Origin of the sequence: Alteromonas sp. KS69 (genome assembly GCF_003989595.1) — a bacterium.
In the GTDB taxonomy this organism is placed as follows: domain Bacteria; phylum Pseudomonadota; class Gammaproteobacteria; order Enterobacterales; family Alteromonadaceae; genus Alteromonas; species Alteromonas naphthalenivorans.
Window position 1 is genome coordinate 189,719 of the sequence record NZ_PYHU01000005.1, and the last position, 21,066, is coordinate 210,784.

At 43.3% G+C, this 21,066-nt stretch carries 17 protein-coding genes; 6 read left to right on the top strand and 11 right to left on the bottom strand.

From position 1 onward, the window contains the following. Positions 1 to 142: 142 nt before the first annotated feature. Positions 143 to 2,221: a S9 family peptidase gene (locus tag C7Y69_RS04175; RefSeq protein WP_013784961.1), complete on the bottom strand. Its 2,079-nt coding sequence runs from the start codon at positions 2,219 to 2,221 to the stop codon at positions 143 to 145. Between the two features lie 333 nt (positions 2,222 to 2,554). Between C7Y69_RS04175 and C7Y69_RS04180 the strand changes: the two genes are divergently transcribed. Next, complete coding sequence (locus C7Y69_RS04180; RefSeq protein WP_063458284.1) at positions 2,555 to 3,955, top strand: M20/M25/M40 family metallo-hydrolase; 1,401 nt, start codon at positions 2,555 to 2,557, stop codon at positions 3,953 to 3,955. A 69-nt stretch (positions 3,956 to 4,024) separates the two neighbouring features. Here the strand turns inward: C7Y69_RS04180 and C7Y69_RS04185 are convergent, their stop codons facing one another. The 4 genes from C7Y69_RS04185 to C7Y69_RS04200 form a co-directional block, all read right to left on the bottom strand. After that, positions 4,025 to 5,221 carry an alpha/beta hydrolase-fold protein gene (locus C7Y69_RS04185; protein WP_244360031.1) on the bottom strand — a complete coding sequence of 399 codons (1,197 nt, stop codon included), beginning with the start codon at positions 5,219 to 5,221 and terminating at the stop codon, positions 4,025 to 4,027. Between the two features lie 540 nt (positions 5,222 to 5,761). Continuing rightward, the gene (locus tag C7Y69_RS04190) at positions 5,762 to 7,429 is read right to left on the bottom strand and encodes a diguanylate cyclase (protein WP_126871910.1); all 1,668 of its coding nucleotides are present in this window, start codon (positions 7,427 to 7,429) and stop codon (positions 5,762 to 5,764) included. Positions 7,430 to 7,618: 189 nt separating this feature from the next. Then, positions 7,619 to 7,807: a hypothetical protein gene (locus C7Y69_RS04195; RefSeq protein ID WP_013784965.1), complete on the bottom strand. Its 189-nt coding sequence runs from the start codon at positions 7,805 to 7,807 to the stop codon at positions 7,619 to 7,621. Positions 7,808 to 7,973: 166 nt separating this feature from the next. After that, entirely contained in the window at positions 7,974 to 8,186 is a 213-nt protein-coding gene (locus C7Y69_RS04200) for a cold-shock protein (RefSeq protein ID WP_013784966.1), read from the bottom strand. 555 nt (positions 8,187 to 8,741) lie between these two features. On the opposite strand from C7Y69_RS04200, the gene gloA reads away from it, so the two are divergent. Both gloA and glpQ read left to right on the top strand, forming a co-directional pair. Beyond that, on the top strand, positions 8,742 to 9,128 hold the full coding sequence (gloA, locus tag C7Y69_RS04205; RefSeq protein ID WP_013784967.1) for a lactoylglutathione lyase: 387 nt from the start codon (positions 8,742 to 8,744) through the stop codon (positions 9,126 to 9,128). A 50-nt stretch (positions 9,129 to 9,178) separates the two neighbouring features. Next, entirely contained in the window at positions 9,179 to 10,201 is a 1,023-nt protein-coding gene (gene glpQ, locus C7Y69_RS04210; protein ID WP_013784968.1) for a glycerophosphodiester phosphodiesterase, read from the top strand. 93 nt (positions 10,202 to 10,294) lie between these two features. Here glpQ and C7Y69_RS04215 read toward each other — a convergent pair whose 3' ends face one another. Continuing rightward, positions 10,295 to 11,101 carry a flagellar protein MotY gene (locus C7Y69_RS04215; RefSeq protein ID WP_049791830.1) on the bottom strand — a complete coding sequence of 269 codons (807 nt, stop codon included), beginning with the start codon at positions 11,099 to 11,101 and terminating at the stop codon, positions 10,295 to 10,297. A gap of 316 nt (positions 11,102 to 11,417) precedes the next feature. On the opposite strand from C7Y69_RS04215, the gene rnt reads away from it, so the two are divergent. Next, on the top strand, positions 11,418 to 12,074 hold the full coding sequence (gene rnt, locus C7Y69_RS04220) for a ribonuclease T (RefSeq protein WP_126871911.1): 657 nt from the start codon (positions 11,418 to 11,420) through the stop codon (positions 12,072 to 12,074). A gap of 178 nt (positions 12,075 to 12,252) precedes the next feature. Here rnt and C7Y69_RS04225 read toward each other — a convergent pair whose 3' ends face one another. Beyond that, complete coding sequence (locus C7Y69_RS04225) at positions 12,253 to 12,858, bottom strand: peroxiredoxin (protein ID WP_013784971.1); 606 nt, start codon at positions 12,856 to 12,858, stop codon at positions 12,253 to 12,255. Positions 12,859 to 13,109: 251 nt separating this feature from the next. Between C7Y69_RS04225 and C7Y69_RS04230 the strand changes: the two genes are divergently transcribed. Then, entirely contained in the window at positions 13,110 to 13,304 is a 195-nt protein-coding gene (locus C7Y69_RS04230) for a bacterioferritin-associated ferredoxin (protein WP_013784972.1), read from the top strand. Between the two features lie 94 nt (positions 13,305 to 13,398). Here C7Y69_RS04230 and C7Y69_RS04235 read toward each other — a convergent pair whose 3' ends face one another. Then, positions 13,399 to 16,233 carry a TonB-dependent receptor gene (locus C7Y69_RS04235; RefSeq protein WP_041452975.1) on the bottom strand — a complete coding sequence of 945 codons (2,835 nt, stop codon included), beginning with the start codon at positions 16,231 to 16,233 and terminating at the stop codon, positions 13,399 to 13,401. A 235-nt stretch (positions 16,234 to 16,468) separates the two neighbouring features. Here C7Y69_RS04235 and C7Y69_RS04240 point away from each other — a divergent pair, with 235 nt between their 5' ends. Beyond that, positions 16,469 to 16,708 carry a hypothetical protein gene (locus C7Y69_RS04240; RefSeq protein ID WP_126871912.1) on the top strand — a complete coding sequence of 80 codons (240 nt, stop codon included), beginning with the start codon at positions 16,469 to 16,471 and terminating at the stop codon, positions 16,706 to 16,708. Here C7Y69_RS04240 and C7Y69_RS04245 read toward each other — a convergent pair. The 3 genes from C7Y69_RS04245 to C7Y69_RS04255 form a co-directional block, all read right to left on the bottom strand. Continuing rightward, the gene (locus C7Y69_RS04245) at positions 16,684 to 17,754 is read right to left on the bottom strand and encodes a FecR family protein (RefSeq protein ID WP_126871913.1); all 1,071 of its coding nucleotides are present in this window, start codon (positions 17,752 to 17,754) and stop codon (positions 16,684 to 16,686) included. The two genes, C7Y69_RS04240 and C7Y69_RS04245, sit on opposite strands and share 25 nt — an antisense overlap. Position 17,755: 1 nt before the next feature. Then, positions 17,756 to 18,316 carry an RNA polymerase sigma factor gene (locus C7Y69_RS04250; RefSeq protein ID WP_013784975.1) on the bottom strand — a complete coding sequence of 187 codons (561 nt, stop codon included), beginning with the start codon at positions 18,314 to 18,316 and terminating at the stop codon, positions 17,756 to 17,758. Between the two features lie 147 nt (positions 18,317 to 18,463). Continuing rightward, positions 18,464 to 21,025, bottom strand: a complete 2,562-nt coding sequence (locus C7Y69_RS04255) for a TonB-dependent receptor plug domain-containing protein (protein WP_126871914.1) — start codon at positions 21,023 to 21,025, stop codon at positions 18,464 to 18,466. Positions 21,026 to 21,066: the final 41 nt, after the last annotated feature.

Consider the following 21,066-nt stretch of genomic DNA (forward strand, 5'->3'; position numbering starts at 1 on the left):
CAATAAAACGGTTAGTAAAAGATAGCTTATTTGCAACAAATGCTTAGCCAAATTAACGGCATTTAAAAAGTAAAAAGCCCTAATACTAAAACAGTATGTAGGGCTTTTATTTTTAAGCTTTACTTCTAAAGAAAACTAATCTCTAGTCTTCTTTCTTTTCACTGTTCGTGTCGTCTTTGTACTTGTCAAACCACGCTAAAATATATCCAACTTTACGTGCTAAGTTAGAAGGTTTAGCTGCAATACCATGATAAGCCCCTTGAATACGCACCAGTGCGCTATCTACACTTTGTAAGCGTAATGCACCATAATATTGTTCGCTTTCAGACATAGGAGTACGTACATCTAATTCACCGGTGAGCACCATGGTAGGCGTTGTTACATTGCCCACTAATGATAACGGCGAACGGTTCCAATATTGCTCGTAATCGTTCCAAGGTAAGTCTGTAAACCAATACTTGCTCATATACGCATAGATATCAGATGTACCAATCATACTTGTCCAGTTTATAACGGGTTTCGCCACTACAGAGGCTTTGAAACGGTCGGTCTTTCCGATGATCCAAGAGGTCAGTGTCCCCCCGCCAGAACCGCCAGTAACAAATAAGTTAGACTCATCCACATAACCTTTGGCAATAGCGGCATCCACCATATCCATAAGGTCGTCATAATCTTGTGATGGATAATTTTTATCAATTAAACTAGCGAACTCTTCACCTTGAGAAGTAGACCCACGAGGGTTGCCATATAAAACAACATAACCAGCAGCAGCCATTAATTGTATTTCTGTTGAGTAACTGGGGCCATACGCAGTGTGAGGCCCGCCATGTATTTCTAAAATTAGCGGGTATTTTTTCTTAGGGTCAAAGTTAGGAGGGGTAACCAACCAAGCTTGTAAGTCTCTATTATCTACACTGCTTTTTAGTTCCACCAACTCTGGTTTATTCACTGTTTTGTGATCAAACACATCACCATTTAAGTCAGTCAGTTGTTTAACCTTCCCTTTACTGGTCACTATTGCAAGATCAGCAGGGCGATCGCCCATTGAAGCGGTATAAACAACGCTACCTTTAGGGGTTACATCGTAATCGCCCGATGTGTACGGCCTACCTAAACTAGTGCCACCTAAATCACTTGTTTTCGTTGAAATTTTACCTGACAAACTAACATAGGCGACACTTTTCTTACCCATATCATCATAACTAAAATATACCCCTTTACCGTTGTCAGCCCACTTAATTGCACCGACAGAGCGGTCTAGCTCACTAGTCAGGTTTTCGATGCCCGTGCCGTCTGAATTCATTACATATAAATGGCTTAGCTGATTTGATTTTCCATTATCTTCATTACCAACAAAGGCAATTTTATTACCGTTAGGGCTTAAATGAGGGCTTCGTTCAGGGCCACTCATATCAGTTAATCTAGTCACCTTTGACGTTTTTACATCAATGCTAAACAGATCGCTATTAAGCATATCGAAATCAGCTTCGTCGCTGGTGTTAGCAGAGATAATGATCTGTTGACCATTGTCAGACCATGCTATGGTACCGGCGTGGTCATGTTCCCCAGAAGTAATTTGTCTTGGCGTTCCGCCAATGGTTGGCACAACATATATTTGCATGTTGCCGGGGCGTTTCATTCCCATGCCGTCTCGTTGGAAATTGGTTTGGTCGATATACTGTGGGGTTTCTGCCCACTTAGCGCCTTTAGGCTTAAAATCTAAATTAAATAACGGTTTGGCTTTAGTGGGTGTAAACATAGCAAAAGCTAAATATTTACCGTCTGGTGAAAAACTCATACCGCTCGGGCGCATTGCGACATCAGTTACGCGAGTTGTGCTATTTGATGCTAAATCTTTTAGATAAACTTGAACCTTACCTTCTTTACTTGAAAGGTAAGCCATTTTAGCGCCATCAGGTGAAAACACAGGATTAAAGTGGTTTTTACTGTCAGAGAGAATAGGCAGATGAGCACTTCCATCTAAGGCTATTGTCCACAGATTCCGTCGCATTGAATCAGTCATAATATCCATGCTACGACGCTCGTACACAACATGTTTGCCATCAGGTGTTACCACTGGGTTTGTAGCATACTCAAGATTAAATACGTCTTTTAAAGACAAAGTATTACTTGCAGATTCGTCTGCCAAAACCGAATGGGCAGTTAATAATGTGCTTATGACTAGTGTTAACGCCGACTTGCTTAAACATCTCTTATTCATGGCTCGTTTGCTCTAATTGTTTTAATTCGATAAATAGAATGACTATTGAAGGTCTAACATAGCTTATATAACAGTAGAAATACCTTACCTTTGATGTAAAAAGTAGTATTTATAGGTTGAATTTCATATTCTGGTCGCGCTCAGGGTTTTCTTCTTTTAGCTAAGAGACTGTAGCTGTAAACGGCAACATCTTCTACGCGAGCAAATTCGCATTACTTTACGGCCTAAACCGTTAAAACTAGAAAAGAGCGCTTAAATAATAAAAAACAATTTTGGGGTACGTTGCAGTTACTATAAGAATTCGGCCCAAATAACAGTATTAATGGAGAACACATGCATCAACTTAGACGCCTCACTTTTACCGCTATTGTAGCTTTTTTTAGTTTTCCGCTACTGGCAGCTTCTAATGTGATAACAAACGAACAAAAACAAACTGCGAACGACCTTATAGAAACTGCGCTGAAAAGTGACTTAGGTATGGACATCGTGACATCGCTGACAACAGAAATAGGCCCTCGATTGGGAGGCTCTGAAGCTGAGAAACGCGCGAGAGACTGGGGGGTAAAGTTAGGCGAACGTTTGGGATTCGACAACGTCAGTATCGAACCATTTACGATGCCTTTTTGGGATAGAGGGCATCTACACATATCGCTAACCTCGCCCTACCAGCAGGATTTATACGGTACTGCTTTAGGTGGTGGCGCTCCATCAAAAGAGAGTATTGATGCCGATGTAGTATATTTTAGAGATATTCACGCATTATCAGATGTTAAGGATGGCAGCCTTAGCGGAAAAATTGCTTTTGTCGATGGCGACAAAATGGTTAAAAGCCAAACCGGCGCAGGTTATGGCCAAGCCAATCAACGTCGAAGAATTGGCTGGCAACATGCGCAGCGTGGTGGCGCTAGCGCATTGGTGGTTCGCTCTGTCGGTTCAGACTCACATCGATTCCCACACTCAGGGATGATGAGTAAAGACGGTGACAAATGGGCAGATATTCCAGTTATCGCTATCTCAAATCCTGACGCTGATCACCTTCGCCGCTTACATGGATTAAGCAAGCCTATAAGTCTTTCACTGCATTCAGAATCAAAATGGAAAGGCGAAGTGAAAAGCGGAAATGTTGTTCTCGATTTAGTGGGAAGTGAGAAGCCTGAAGAAATCGTACTTATTGGTGGCCATCTAGACAGCTGGGATTTAGGCACTGGCGCGGTTGACGATGGCGCAGGCGTTGCCATCACTACCGCAGCTGCCGCGTTGATTGCTAATTTACCGACTCGCCCCAAGCGCACCATTCGGGTGGTAATGTTTGGTGCAGAAGAAGTGGGTTTACTTGGTGCATTCGCCTATGCGAAACAACATGATGCGAACCTACAAAACCATGTTTTGGCAACCGAATCTGACTTTGGTGCGCAAACCATTTGGCAGTTAGTATCAAACGTCAATCCAGAAGCTACCTTGCTGATGGATGAAGTAGGAAAAATATTGTCCCCTCTTGGCATAGTGAGAGGAGGATCAGATGTTCCCGGCGGTGGTCCTGACATCATTCCCTTGGCTAAAAAAGGTGTACCGACCATTCGATTAAACCAAAATGGACAGGATTACTTCGATTTACATCATACGCCTGATGATACGCTTGATAAGATTGATCCCAATGAATTAGCGCAAAATATTGCCGCTTATGCAGCAAGTATATATTTAATTGCTGATTCAGATGTGGCATTAAAGCCTTAAGATGGCATAAGCGGGCTAGGACTGAGCTAGTACAACTGAGCAACTCTCCTGCCCGTTTACATTTGCGCTTTAACTCTCACCCAGCTTGTTCAATAACCGTTCCCGTCTACCCACGTAAACGTCATAGCCATCGTAATCCGATGAAGCTAGCGCTAATGCCTTATTCACCTGCTCCAGTGCTTTTTCAAACTGGCCTGACTGCTCGTAGCCATAGGCAAGACCATTGTATGCATCAGGCGAATTGGGATAACGTTCAATACCGTACTGAAATAGCTTTATAGCTTCATCGAAATCTTGTTCTGTCACGAAGTGATAACCTAATTCTCTTATTACCCATTCCGCCGCTTCGATTTTCTCGCCTCGTTGCTGTGATACCACTTCGTAATACTTTTCAATCGAACTCAAATCACCATCATAGTCTTTCGGGCGCATATACTCTGAGTAAAATAAACTGTAATACGCTTTAAAGCTTGCTGCATTGGTCACAAGGTTATGAGGTACGTCATTGAATACATCGTTATGCCACCGTAGCCCCACCGGCTTGTTTTTACGGATATCTGAAATCATCGCATCGTAATAAGGGCGCATGGGCGCACCTTCGTTGCCAATAGCGGTATAAAGGTAATGATCGAGCTTTTTATTATTCTTTATGAACTCAACCGTAGTCTTTGCCGTTGCGCCATGTGCCCACCATACCGCAGCACTGTAAGTTAAGGCAGCATTGAACAATTCAGGCGCTTGCTGCATTGCATACAATGAGAAAGCGCCTGCAGCCGATGCACCTGCAATAACTCGAAAATCATGCACCCGATATTTACTTTCCACCATCGGCATCAATTCTGAAGTGATAAATTGTAAAAACTTAGCACCTCCGCCGCCATAACCCACGGGACCACTGGGGTCTTTATTTACGTTAGGGTATAAATCCCGAAGACGGTCGGTGTTTTCGATTGCCACCACAATAACTTCTGGCGCCGCCCGCTGAGATTGCAAACTTTCAAGAACCGCATTCAACATGACGAGCGTAGTAGCGCCATCAAGACGGTAAATAATAGGGTATTTTTTATCTGGGTTTTCAGCATAGCTTTTAGGGAGTTGAACAACCACAGTGCGCTCTTCTGATAATACCTTCGATGTTAGCTTTTCGGTAATTAGGGTGTAACTGAAGCTTTGTGTTTCATCTTCTACAGAAGCATCTTGCCCATAGGAGATTGGGCTGATTGATAGTAGAAAAAAACATAGTACCTTTATTCGCTGCAGCGCCATGAAAGTTAAGTCCTTTTAATGCGTTATGATAAATTGTGCGATTTAATTACGTTACCACAAAATCAACGGGGTCGGAAAAGGAGGCGAACAAGGATGTGGAAAAAGGCGCCATAGGAAGACAGAAATGAGAGCCGATCCCCCCAGGCGAGCGACTTTTCATTTGAGCGGGCTGGACGCTTGAGCCACTTGCAAATACATGATTAATCATTGATCTATCTATTAAGTGAACAAAACAGTGGGTGTTGAGCATGAGACCTGAATTAATCTTTTTACTGCCCTTGGCCTTGATGATAGCCGCTTTTTTTTACGCTCAGCATCACCGTAAAGCTTCAAAGAAACCTTGATAATGTTCACTGTGATGGTGAAATGCGTAATTTTTACTGAGTTCAACACCTAATACGATAAAGCTTGGCTCTCCACGCTTGGCGGTTTAAATAGTTGGCACTGAAACTAAAAGCGAAGTCATATTATTTACAGAGGCTAAGCGTTTCCACTGAGCCCTTATTAAGAACTCTTACAAAAAGCCTTTTCACTAAGCGCCTAGCCAGAGCGCGGATGCTTCGATTTAGCTTTGTGTTGATACATACGTTTATCTGCCAACGATATACATTCTGAAGGCACCTTAGTCTCAAGGCTTGTTGCAATCCCAAAGCTAACGCCCGCATCACTCCATTGCTTGCTAAGCTCCATTGAAACATTCGATACTATTGATAAGGCGCTATCAGCCACGTTTCGGGTTTCTCTGGTCGAATCGGCTTGCAATACCCCTACAAACTCATCGCCTCCTGAGCGGAAGATATCTCCCAAAAAGTAAAACGATTGTTGCAATAGGCTCGCAGCCTTAATAATAAGTTTGTCGCCTTCATCATGACCGTGTTTATCGTTAATGGCCTTTAAACCATCTAAATCGATGAAAATAATAACGTAGTAGTCATCTAAGGCTTCAATGCATTCTGTTAGAGAGAATCTGTTACCAAGCTGAGTCATTGAGTCTATGCGCGATAAGTACTGGTTTCGATTGAACTCCTTTTGCTTTAATTTAAACCACTCAGTTAAGCACAACAAAATACATAAGCAATCTAGCGACAATGCAAATATAACAACAGATTCGGGGTACGCTAGCTCACCGAAATACTGGCTGTGAGCAGCAATGTAGTAGCCAAGTGATGCACTGTAGAGTAGATTGCCTGCCAAAAAATATTTCGCGCGGAAATCTTGCTGTCTAATCATGCTCACACCCACCGCTATGGTCACCACTATCCAGAACATAGCCAATAAGTGAGATAGTAAATATGCGATAGAAAATGGCATAAACCACATGCCAACGCCTAATACAACGCTTACTAGACTCAAAGTGTTAAGAAATTTGAACAACTTTTTGTGGTCGGTTTTGCACTCAAATAAATCTGAGACAAACTGAGCAGCACAGGCAATAGCGAAAGGAAAAAGTAGCATTCCCCAATAACTGGTATTGAATGGGAAATGAACGATATCACCTAGCATTCCAGAAGCTGCCATCCAGCCAATAGCGTGAATACCCAAATAGCCTGCACAGGTTAATGCTACTCTTTTCCTCGTCCCAGAATAGATGAGCAAGGCCAGCAAGGACAAAATGAACATGGTGGTAATGCCAGCTATGGAAATACCGTTATTAAATTTTTGGAAACGATAAAACTCTGTACTGTCTAACACAGTAATGGAAACTGGCGTAGGAAACTGCTTGGCCTTAATAAACAGCCATAATTCTACTCGCTCATTTGCCATAACGGTTTGCACCGTCACGGCTTGAAAATGAAGCACCGGCGGCGAGCTGTCATCAAGAAGTTGAGAGAAGACTTGAGTGCTAAGTTCAGGCTGAACAGGCGACGAATATGAAGCTAAACCAACATCAATGAAGTTGGCATTAACGACAACAAAGTACTGCCCTTTTTGTGAAATATCTAAGACTACTTTGGTAAAGTAACTTCCCGACTTCCCACCCAGTGATGGCACAACCGCGGCGTATTCATAAGCCTCTTTTAAAATTGCTAGCTTATTTTTTGATTCGAGATTTGATGTATCAAAAGAGTAATCTAATTCGTGCCACACATTAGCATCAGCGATTATACGCTTATCATCACCGACTGATATAGGTTCCTGACCAAATGCGGGGACTACCACCAGCATGAGGAGAAAATAAAAAACACCCAAATGAAAGTAAGAAAGCAAAATCGAACCTTGTCTGCAGGTAAAAGGGCAACAAAACTGTTACTTGTCCTATATCAAGCATAAACCTGCTTGCTCAGAATACATAATATAAAAGAGGAAATTTACTTTTTTATACGCAATATTCTGTAAGGCAATAGCGACACACGAGCTCTTAACGCAGTATTAATTTTGCTTCAGCCTGCTTATTAGCTAAGCATAAATACTTTCAACCGTAGTATTAAGCAACCAACGTAAAAATACTTTAGTATCTCTGTTGTTGTGAAATTGAACTGACTTTTGACACTCTTTATCGGTAAAAACAACGTTGAAGTTATTTACTGAGATTGTCGAAATAGGGGGAAGTGTACGGAGCGAAGCGCCGTTAATAGTATGAGACATATAATTTTTCTTTGTATAATAATGTTGCTAGTTTTTTATTCGTTTTAAAATTCCTTTCAAAATTCTGTTCTTATCAAACCAAAAATAAATAAAAATATTAGTACTGCACAATTAAAAAAGGCTAAGTAGAAACTTAGCCTTTTGTCGTTGTATTTTAAAGTTCTACTTAAAGAACAACAACGTTTGCAGCTTGAAGGCCTTTTTGACCTTGTTCTACGCTGAAGCTAACCGCTTGGCCTTCAGAAAGAGTTTTGAAGCCGTCAGAAGCGATTGAACGGAAATGTACGAATACGTCTTTACCGCCACCGTCTTGAGTAAGAAAACCAAAACCTTTATCTTCGTTGAACCATTTAACTGTGCCGTTTACTGTATCAGACATGTTTGTAACCTTATATATTTGAAGTAATTGGTGAAATTCACCGGATAGCAATAGATTTAACTTACTAGTAACGCAAATGTATATCTATTAAAACTTCGGTAAAACTGAAGAATAAAAGGGTACAAGGCAGTAGTAGAAAAAGCTTTTTATTATCTAAAGCGGGCATAATGTACATCTTTCCGTAAGGTAAGTCTACCGATATTGCTATTTATTTCTATTATCGAGCAACATATTACTGTATTACTTCCATTACAATCGCCCACACACCTTAACCCTCGTGCCCTCCCCCTTCATTCACCATCAATGGCAGGCGCAATCACTACAGACATTTCACATATGTATGTCGATAGAATAGTTGTGTTATTTACTACAACGTCGCCGTCACCTTAAAATAGACAATAAGGGAATGTATAACTTTTAATTGTCCTTTTTTGCTAGCGGTTTACCGATAGGTGCTTGCAGCTATATTGTATTTGGGCTTTAGTGTCTCATTCCTTTCACATACCCATAGTAAACTGATATATATGATGTTCTTAGAAGAACGGGGAGAGTCGAATGAGAATGCTACACACCATGCTTCGTGTTGAGGATCTTGATGCATCTTTGCACTTCTACACTCACTTGATGGGCATGAAGCTATTGAGGAAGTCTGAAAACCAAGCTTATGAATACACACTCGCGTTCGTGGGTTATGGCGAAGAAACTAATACGACTGTACTTGAGCTCACTTACAACTGGGGTGACAACACTTACGAAAAAGGTACGGCTTACGGACACATTGCCATCGAAGTCGATGATATCTACCAGTTCTGCGAAAACCTAGAGCAAAATGGCTGTGATGTATACCGTAAGCCAGGCCCCGTAAAGGGCGGCTCTACTGTCATTGCTTTTGTTCGCGATCCAGATGGCTATGCCATCGAACTTATTCAAACAAAACAATAAGTCTCTATTTTAAAATACAGCGGCCCTATTAATAAGGATATTGCCCTATCATGCTAAAAATTCGTCACGCTCTACTTACTTTCTCGCTTTCTATCTCGATTTTTGCAAGCCCAGTACTATTGGCGAAAGACTTCGATGTTATTGCTCATAGGGGCGCGTCAGGTTATCTGCCTGAGCACACATTAGAAGCCGCCACGCTTGCTTTTGCCATGAACCCTGACTTTATTGAGCAAGATGCGGTTATTACTAAAGATGGGATTGCTGTGGTCTTGCACGACATACACTTAGAAACAGTAACCAATGTTGAGCAAGTATTTCCAGAGCGTGCACGTAAAGATGGTCGCTTTTACGCCTTAGACTTCACGTTAGCTGAGCTTCGTACTCTGCAAGTACACGAACGAGCGAACAGCAAGGGTGAACAAGTTTTTACAAAACGCTATACAGGGAATACGGCAAATTTTACCGTGGCAACCTTAGAAGAACACTACGAGCTTATTACTCAGCTTAATCGAGAGTTCAATACCAATGTAGGGGTTTATACGGAAGTAAAATCACCAGCGTGGCATAACGAACAAGGAGTAGATGCTAGCCAGATTGTGATTGCATCACTAACACGATTTAATCTTGCCAATAAAGACGCCAACAGTTACTTGCAGTGTTTCGACTTCGATGAAATAAAGCGCATTAGAAAAGACCTAAACTATGCGGGAAAAGTGGTCATGCTAATAGGTGAAAACAGTTGGGGAGAATCAACCACAGACTACGATTGGATCAAAAGTGAAGCAGGCATGAAAGAAGTGGCTAAATATGCCGACGGTTTAGGCCCTTGGTTAGGCCAACTACTAGACCCCCAAGCGATGGAAACAGGCAAACTGATACCCGCATCTTGGGTTGAGTATGCCCATTCAGAAGGTTTCATTATTCATCCCTACACGTTCCGTCAAGATGCCCTACCGCCAGGTATGACTGCAGAGCAACTTCTTTCTACCCTGAAACACGTGGTAAACGTAGACGGCGTATTTACCGACCATGTGCCGCCGGTAAAAGCCTGGCTTGAAGCACAAGGCGAATAGCAACAACAAATATATTATTCACTTCACAAAAAAGCGGCCATTAAGCCGCTTTTTCAAATTTGTTTATATTTTTTACTTAGTTTTTAGATAACCCTAAGATTTAGATAACCGCACTACTACCCTTCTATTTTGCGCTCGCGACTCTCGGGTATCGTTATTTGCTATATGGCGCTTCTCACCGTGCCCCGTCAGTTGAATTCTGTCATCGGGCACGCCTATGGTAGTTAAGTAGCTTTTTACTTCATTGGCTCGGCGTATAGATAATTGTTCGTTGTTCCATCGCCCGCCATAGCTATCGGTATAGCCATCAAGCAATACTAACTCTAAGTCGCTATCTTCTTTTAGGTATTCCCCAATCATTGTTAGGCGCTTTTGAGAATACTTAGTCAGTTCGGTACTGTTTTTCTGATACGACAACACCGTATAGGCAATATCGTCGAAGTTGTAAGGCAATAAGTTAGACACACACTTAACGAAGTCTCGATACACCATCGAGAAATTACTGGCGTTTAATGCAACACTCACTTTATCGTATTCGTTATACCAGTCTTGATAATAAATGGTGGGCCAGAAGCCTTTTTCGAGTTCACTTAGCATAGTCCATGCAGCGTCTTGCGGAAGGTCACCGTTATATTGCGTGCGCAATGTCATATCGGCGATGGTTTTAGGCGCTACACCCGGCATCCACTTTGGCGGTACAGAATAAACAGCAGCTACATCGAAGCGGTTAGGCAATAAATGCATGTCTAGCTCAAATTCCATATTAAGCCGTTTAGAAGCCACGCTTGTAAACATGGCATCGCCGTAACCGGGTAAAGGATGGTTCAATGTACATTGCAAACGCGATGCATCAACCACTTCCCAGTTAGACGTTTCTACCGTAGCAGAATACTGACGCATAGCACCGCTTGCGACCGTAGTAAAAAACAACGGAATAAGTAAACCGAATTTACGCTTCACAACTATACCCACTCAACTGATAAACCATACCTAACGAAAAGGCGCTTACAGAATATATCGTCCTTAGTGTAGAAAAGTTTAGCCTTCTATACCATTAATACCATCAATTATGCCCTCATTTCAGGTTTCTAACGCCCCACATTGAAATTCAGGCTGGATACCGTGGGTTATCCTTGCCATAATCCCAGCACTTTTTGTAGCATTTCTATGTTGATACAGCTTTGTTACGTAACCAAAGAACCTGCTAAGAGAAACTATGTCTGAGTTGCACCACTCCCTTCCTCATCGTTTTAGGGGCTACTTCCCTGTTGTTATCGACGTTGAAACCGCCGGTTTTAATGCTGGGACCGATGCCTTACTTGAAATTGCTGCCGTAACGGTAAAAATGGAAGAAGATGGTCTGATTTATCCCGACCAAACTTTTCATTACCATGTCGATCCTTTTGAAGACGCGAACTTAGAGCCTGCAGCGCTAGAGTTTAACGGCATTGACCCTCACTGTGCCCTGCGCGGTGCCATAGAAGAAAGTGAAGCAATGAAGTCGTTGTGCAAAGGTATTCGTAAAGCGCAAAAAGATGCGGATTGCCAGCGCTCGGTGATTGTGGCGCATAACGCCACCTTCGACCAAAGTTTCGTCAACGCGGCTATCGCTCGTTGTAATATCAAACGCACGCCTTTTCACCCCTTTGTGTCTTTTGATACCACCAGCCTTGCCGGTTTAACGTTAGGCCAAACTGTTTTGGTTAAAGCCTGCCGTGCGGCAGGTATTGAGTTTGATCAAAAAGAAGCCCACAGCGCATTATATGATGCGCAAAAAACCACGGAACTGTTTTGCTTTATGGTAAATCGTTACAAAGCATTGGGCGGCTGGCCCTTAGCTGGTGAACCTATCAGCCCTGATGAGCCTTGCTGATAAGCAACGTCTGAAATGCTGCCTTAGCTGCAATCGCTTCTAATTAAAATTTATTCAGTAGAAATAAAAAACAGCGCCGAATGGCGCTGTTTTAGTATTAGGTAGACGTATTTGCATAAAGCCTATTTAACAAGCCTGAGTGCTTACTTTTAAAGCTTTTGTAGATACTTTCGGCCTATTATAACTTGTCAGCTTCTGCTGCAAGGTACTTGGCTACGCCTTCTGGTGAAGCATCCATACCCGCTTTACCTTGTGTCCAACCTGCTGGGCAAACTTCGCCATGATCCTGATGGAATGCAAGTGCATCGACCATACGAAGCATTTCGTCTACATTACGGCCTAGCGGAAGGTCGTTAATCACTTGATGACGTACTAGGCCTTCTTCATCAATCAGGAAAGAACCTCTAAATGCCACGCCATCTTCTGGATGCTCAACATCATACGCCTGACAAATTTCATGTTTCACGTCGGCCACTAACGTATATTGAACTGGACCAATGCCACCTTCGTTTACTGGCGTATTTCGCCATGCGTTATGAGAAAACTGTGAATCGATAGAAACCCCAATCACTTCTACGCCCCGTTTTTTAAATTCTTCAAAACGCTTATCAAAAGCAATAAGTTCAGATGGGCAAACAAAGGTGAAATCTAGCGGGTAGAAAAAAAGTACCGCTTTTTTGCCTTTGATGGTTTCAGATAGTGAAAATGAATCAACTATTTCACCTGAACCTAATACTGCAGCAGCGGTAAAATCCGGCGCTGGACGGCCAACTAATACACTCATAAATATCTCCAATTTATATAAAAACTAAATAATAAGTAAAACGTCTTTTCACTTGGCGTTTTCTAACTCTCTTTATTGGTACTTTATCTTAGATAACAAGCGGTAACGCACTCTACTTCTGCTAATTTTTCACTCATCGTACCAACGGCCACCCTTTTTGATGATTTCTTGAGTGTGAATACGACTAAATCTCACTTGCATTAGAATGAAATAGCAATTATTATCATTTACAGACTTATTTGGAGTGTTTTATGTTTGTATGTATGTGTTACGGCGTTACCGATAAAAGCATACGCGCCGCAGTACAAGGTAATGGCGTAGGTAACATGCGTGAATTGCGTGAACATATGGAACTTGGTTCCCAGTGTGGCAAGTGCATCCAAATGGCACAACAGATTATCGATCAAACCATCATCGATGATTCTATGTTTAAAAACGTAGGCTAGCCCTTTCTTTTTTCCTAGGTATTTTCCTAGTTTCTATTTTTTAGATTCTATCCAAAATTTATCTGACCTTCTATTTCAATCAACTTTTGTGTCGTTAATCAACACTGTATTCCAATCCTAAATAATAGAATGCGCCATTAATCCCCCCTGGCGATGTTGGCGGATATAAAGCCCCTACTTCCCCACTAAACGGATTGCTATCAGGTTTTGTATCAAATAAGTTTTGCACACCTAGCGTAACTCCCCACGACGGTGAAAAAAACCATGCTACTTGCGCATCTGCCGTTAGCGTGTCGCTTCCATAAATATCCATTCCCGCAGAAGCATCTAGATGGTCTTCGTAATATTTGCCGTAGTAGTTTGCCCGCCACGTAAAATTAAAGTCACCAATGTACTGTTCGAGCGTCAAACTGCCTCTGTGTGCTGGCAAGTTATCTTCTAGCATTCTAATGCGCTGCGTTGTCAGGTTTGGCATTAAGGTTATCTCACCATCAACCATGGTGGGATACAAGGTCACCCGCTCTACTTGTGTGTCTGTCCAATTGTAAGCTAACAACAATGTCTGCTTCCAATCTTGTACCATGAAGTCGTAGTGAACCACTAAATCGACCCCTTGGGTTTGGGTATCAAAGTCATTGGTGAAAAATTTGGCGGCATTGTAGTTCGCCGCATCGTCGCGGCCGTTCGCACTAAGCACTTGGATGTCTGCCTCACTAAGCGGTATTGCTGACGTGGTACTGATCCTGTCCATTAAACGGATATTAAAATAGTCGAGGGTTGCGAAAAAGGTATCACTTACGTGCATCACCACACCTAAACTAAAGTTAACCGACTCTTCTGGAGTGAGCGGTGTTGCACCTAGCTGTTGTGATATCAAATCAGTGGGCGGCAGTGTGGCTTGGTCTTCTAGTCCATTCGCGCTATAAGCCGTGGTGACATTAATCACATTACTTTGACCAACCGTCGGCGCTTTAAAGCCAGTATTGATAGAGCCTCGAAGGGCAAATAAGTCATTAACCTTATATCGCGTACTTAGCTTGCCATCAAAGGTAGAGCCAAAATCAGTAAAGTGTTCAACGCGGGTGGCTACACCAAACTGCCATGCTTCACTTAAGAAAAACTCCAAGTCTATGTACACCGCCCAATTACTTCTGCTCCAGTGCCCTGCAGATTGAGGCTGGTAACCAGGGAATCCGTTCGAGCCAATGCTGAACCCTTGCGATGCCCCCGTTGTGGGGTCAAAAGCGAGCGAGTCAGCGGCATAAGAGGCATCATCACCGGCTTTTTGAAAGTAAGTTTCTCTGCGCCACTCTGCGCCCATAGCAATACTAATTGGCTCTTCAAATACGGATTGAATTAGCTTTGCGAAATCAAGATTAAACGTACGCTCTACTTGGCTAACTGAGCCTGGAGAAAAAGAGAGCGGAGAGTCTGGCCCAAGAGAAGGATTAACGGTGCCAGATAAACGATAAGCGATATCTGAATACCCTACACTGGCACTCAAATCCATCGCCCAGCCATTATCTAATTCCGTTTTGACGCCAGCAAATACAGAGGCATCAGTGATTGTGCCACCAAATTGTGGGGTAAACCCACCGGGAAACCACTCGTTAAAGGCAAAGCAGTTCGCACCAAGTGCGGTGGTATTATCGGCAATACGCAAATAATCGGGGTTATCCAATACATTGGTATCATCAAGGAAAATGGTGGGGCATCTAATCCCCTGCCCTATACCGTCTAAATCCCCAACCAATAAGCGACTCTCGCCCGTTTCTTCGTTCGTTTCAGAAAAGACACCTTCTCGGGTTTGTGGGTTGCGAAAGTAAAAACCGCCACTTATTTCACGATGGGCATAAGTTGCTAACGCGTAACCTTCGTAGTTAGGCGCAATGTCCCACCCCGCATTTGCCGACATTTTCATGTCTTCGTTAACATCTAACGCGCCCCATATTTGCGCAGGGCTGCTTATAAGCCTATTACCCGCATCAATGAGGCCTTGTGCATCATCACGCTGAACAGAGCGTGATGTGCCTTGTTGCTGTCGATATTCTACCGTGGCGTTCAAGAAGCCGTTTTCACCTAAACGAAAACCTTTATTAGCCTGTATCTGAAATAACTCACCATCACCTTCAGAATAGGTACCCGTTTTAAGTGCGATGCTGCCACCTGAATCACTATCATCAAGTACGAAGTTAATCACGCCGGCAATGGCATCTGAACCGTATTGTGCCGCAGCACCATCTCGTAAAACTTCAATTTGTTTTAATGCATAAGCAGGGATAACCGAAATATCCGGCCCCTGTGCGCCATCAGATAAGCCACCGCCAAGAAAAGTAATGACTGCCGAGCGATGTCTGCGTTTACCGTTGACGAGCAGTAATGTGTGATCTGACGCCATACCTCGTAAATTAGCAGGTCGCACTAAACTGGTAGCATCATTAATAGGCTGATCGTTGACGTTTAAAGAAGGCACCATGGTGCTTAGCATCGACAAGGCATCGCTGTTGCCTTGTGAACGTAACGATTCTGAGCCAATAATATCGAGTGGCACGGGCGATTCGACCACACTACGAGGAGAACTTCTGGTCCCTACTACGGCAATGCGCTCAAGCGCATTACTTGTGTCTTCTTCTTGAACACTCTCTTCACCCTCGTCTTTTCTATTTTGAGCAACTACATCACTGCGAGAACGAATACTGACTTGCCCAGCACTGTCAGTCACCACAGCAAGCTCGGTGCCATCAAGCAATTTTGATAAGGCTTCGTTAAGGGTGAAGTTGCCTTCTAAAGAATTAGTTTTAACCGTTTGCGCTAAGTCGAAAGGAAATAAGAGTGTGGTATTAGCTTGCTTTGCTAGTTCTGTTAGCGCGTCATCGGCATCTTGGGCTGGAATTGAAAACTGAAAGGCCGTTTGATTAGACTGCTTTATTGGGCTTGGCGCATTTTCTTGTTTGCTACGTTGACCAGCTTGAGACTCGGGCTCTTGCGCGAATGCGCCCTGAATAGGACCAGCACAAACGGCTAACACAAAGCAAATACTTGCCTTGCGCACACTGTTATAGCTGCGCACTACTGCACGAGAAAAATTGGCCGAACGCAAATGATGCAAGATGAGAAATCGTACTTATTATTTGTTTTATTATATTGTCACAATAGTTAAGCTTATGCCAAATAATGCATTTGCACTGGTATTTAAGGCACGCATTACCCGCGTATTATTCGTCAGTTATTTAGTGATATTTAGCGTCGAATTATTAACCTTCAACCACCAACCTTCAGCCACCAACTTTGAGTCACTCAACCTAGATTCATTGCCGTTATTCATCAACTGCGAATTATCTGCGAATGAGCCATACAGCAGCTCTACACCGGCCTTAAACTATCCTCGAGAAACCGAAAGCTGAATACTAGTATCGGATACTTTTTCGTATTCAATATTAAAGCTGTTTTTAAGTGCAGCTAGCAAGCCATCAATATCGCCCACTTTAAAGTAGCCTGCAACACGGCGGCTTTTAAGCGATTCGTCAGAAATCTGAAAGTGTACTTGCGTATATCTACCAATTTCAGCAAGCACGGCTTCTAAGCGCTCACCTTTAAACACAATCATGCCTTGCTGCCATGCTAAATCATCATCAATGTCGTTTTGCGATAAACTCTCGCGGGCATCAACATCGCCTTTTACTGTGGCTTTTTCACCCGCAAACATAAGCAGGCCTTCACCTTCAACAGGCGCTTTGGAAAATAGTGACTGATTACTACTGAATGCACTAAATCTGTCTTTAACTAATACCTTTCCATCGGTTACCACTAATTCGAAAGCGTTGTCGTCAACATACTGCATGTTAAACGCAGTACCCACTGCGGTAACCGTATTATTACCTGCGGTTACCGTGAAAGGTCGCGTGGTATCGTGCGCCACTTCAAAATGCGCTTCGCCTTTTAGCAATACAATGTTTCGCACATCGTCAGAAAAATCGACGGTAACACGCGAGTTTGTGTTTAAAAGCAGTGTAGAGCCATCTGAAAGCACGAGATTTCTTTGTTCACCAATACCGGTTTCAATTTTCTCAGACATGTGCGCCACTACATCTGGCGCTTCTAGCCAAATACGGTCAACCACAACAGCTACCGCAATAGTCATAACTAAAAACGCAGCTGCTACGCTCATGCGAGCTTGAGTAACTATACCCACGCGGCGCTTTTGGCGATTATGGGATTCGGTTTTGTTCTGATGACGAGGAAACAAGCCACTTAACTCGTTAAGTACTGACATATCATCCCACAAGCTTGCGGCCTCCATGAGTGCCTTGCGATGATTTGGACTTTCGGCAAGCCACGCATCTAGCTGTGTTTTTTCGTCTTCGCTAAGTTCGCGATCGAGACGGCTTATCCACAAGCAGGCTTGCTCTTGGATATCTTCTTTGCTGGAAAACTGACGAATATTGTTCATGTTAACTACGGCTTATGTCCTGAGTCGCATTACGAGATGTGCGCACGGGGGCGTCATCTTTAGATAGCTCGGCTAAATATTTCGAGCACAACATTAATCCTTTAGCGACATGCTTTTCTACCGTACTCTCGCTTAAACCAACGAGTTCTGCGATGTCTTTTTGGCGCATGCCATATACTTTTTTAAGTAAAAATACCCGCTTAACATCCGCAGACAATGTATCTGTCGCTCGACAAAAGTGGATGAAGCGCTCCTTACTTTCTACATTTTTTTCTAGGCTATAACCCACCAGTTCGTGGGGTAAAATGTCCATGTCATCAATAGGCTGATTATTTTTATTTTCGGCTCTGGCAACATGGTTTAATGCTAAGTTACGTGCTGTTTTCAGCATGTACGTGCGTTCAAAGCGAATCTCTTGATTCATCTCAGCTTCATAACTTTTTATGAATGCTTCTTGAACGATGTCTTCTATATCGTCGGCACCCACAATAGTACTCACCGCACGCATTAGCTTTGCGCGATATTTTAAGAAGGATTCGGTGACTGTCGACTTTCTGGTCATATTAAAATTTTGCAGGTGTTTCAAATTGCTTACAGTTATTTCACCATCATGCCAATTTATTGGTCTGCTTGCACGATGAAATCTTATATTTTTAGCATTTAGAGAAATAAAAGGAGGCGAACGCCTCCTTTTACCTGGTTTCCGTTTTTAGAAAGTGTAAACACCTCTCAGGTAATAGAAACCGCCATTGATACCGATGGGAGACGTAGTCGGATACAACGAACCTGCAATACCTGCATACTGCGTGTTTTCATCTGGGTACTCATCAAACGCGTTTTTCGCACCCACTGTTACGGTCAGCTCTTCTGTGAAGTTATAAGCCATTTCCAAATCAATCGTGATTTCAGACCCTACTTTATCGATAGGTAGTGCTGAATCTAGGTGATCTTCATAGATGCTACCGAAATAGTTTAGGCGAGCTAGGAAGCGCCAGTCACCATTCGTATGGTTAGCTGTTGCACTGTAGCGTACTGCCGGAAGGTTATCTTCCAACATGCGGATGCGTTCAGCTGAAATATTATCAGATGCTCTATCTACTTCGGTGGACGTCCAGTTGTACGCGAGCGAGAACTTAGTTTCGCCTTCAAACATGTCCATGCTGTAGTTAGCTACAACATCAAGACCTTCAGTAGTCGTATCGAAGTCATTAGTGAAGAAGCTAATTTCGCTGAAGCTAGATGCATCGCTAATACCTTGATCAAGCAAAATCGCAATATCTTCATCAGTAAGCGCAATACCAGAAGCAGTACTGATTCGGTCAGTCAATTCGATGTTGTAGTAATCAGCTGTAATGAACAAACCGTTATCAAAGTCTGCTACTACACCAAACGTGATACTTTCAGATTCTTCTGGAGTAAGCTGCTCACCACCTTTAAGTTGAGATACAGGATCGGTAGGAGGAAGCGTAGCACGGTCAATAAGCTTGCCATCAGTACCAAACGCAGTTGTTACGTTACGAACGTTACTTTGACCCAGCGTAGGTGCTTTGAAGCCTGTTGAGAAAGCACCACGGAATGCGATGTTTTCAAGTGCTTGCCAGCGGAATGCTACTTTACCTTTAGTCGTATCACCAAAGTCTGAGTAATCTTCGTAACGAATAGCACCGGCTAACATGAAGGTTTCAGTGATGTACGCTTCTGCATCTACGTAGAACGCGATGTTATGACGCGACACTAAGCCTTGGCTGTTTGCCGCTAAACCAGGGAAACCATTTGAACCAATACCAAAACCTTGTGAGGCTAGTGGACCAATCTCGTAAGATGCGGTATCACCTGCAAAACTCTCGTAGCTTTCATGACGGTATTGGAAACCACTTGCTACAAATAACGGCTCATATAAGCCAATTTCGAAAGGCTTAGTGAAATCTACGTCAAGGGTTTGCTCTGATTGCGTATAACGACCAGGGCTAAACTCGAACGGAGTATCGGGACCAAGTGATGGGTTGATGGTGTTGCTGATAACAAAATCAACTTCGTTTTCACCTAAGTTCAAACTTACGTCATAAGTGATGTCGTTCGCTAATTCACCACGGGTTCCGAATACCAATGACATATCGGTAACCGTTCCACCGAAACGCGGTGTGAAACCACCTGGCAATATTTCGTTGAACGCAAAACAATCGGGGTTATTAGCCACTTCATTGATGTAGCGTTCGTTAGTTAATACGTTGTCGCCAGGGATGATGTCGGTAGGGCAGTTACCTGAAAGGTCGTCGGTTAAGTCACCAACCAATAGGGAACCGTCATCAGCCGCGTAAACACCGCCACGAGTGTGCGGGTTACGGTAGTAGAAACCACCTTCTACTTCACGCTCAGCGAAGTTACCGAACATATAGGCTTCTGCGGTATCGCTTAGCTCTAGTCCTAAGTTAGCGAATAGTTTGTAGTCGTGCTTAATTTCAGGAGAACCCCAGATTTGCGCAGGGTCGGCAACAAAGGTATTTCCACCAGCCACTAGGCCTGCCGCATCATCGCGCTGAACACTGCGAGATGTGTCATCGGCAGTACGGTATTCTGCAGAAAGGTTAATGAAACCTTTATCAGATAACGGCATACCAATATTACCAGACAGCTGAATCATGTCGCCGTCACCTTCGTAATACGAGCCGTAGCGAGCTTCAAATGAGCCGCCTTCTGACGCATCGTTTAATACGAAGTTAATAACACCCGCAATGGCGTCTGAACCATACTGCGCCGCAGCGCCGTCTCGTAATACTTCAATTTGCTTTAATGCCGCTGCTGGAATAACCGAGATATCTGGGCCTTGTGCACCATCAGACAAGCCACCACCTAGGAATGTGATTACCGCAGAACGGTGACGTCGCTTACCGTTTACTAGCACAAGGGTGTGATCTGATGCCATACCACGAAGGTTAGCAGGACGAACTAGGGTAGATGCATCATTAATAGGTTGGTCGTTAACGTTAAACGACGGAACAACCGTTTGCATCATAGAGACAACATCGGTGGCACCCTGATTTTTAAACTCTTCATCAGAGATAATATCGATAGGTACCGCAGATTCAGCGACAGAACGTGGCGCTGCGCGTGAACCTACAATGGCGATTTGTTCATAATCTTCTGCGCTCGCTTCTGCTGCATCGGCCGCCTCTTGGGCGTGCACTGGCGCAATGGCCATAACAGAAAATGCCGCTGACGCAGCAAGTACGCCTCGAACGTGTTTGGTCAATAAAGACAACGATGTATTCATAGTGGTTTCCCGGGATTTTCCCCCTGTCACCTCTACGCTTT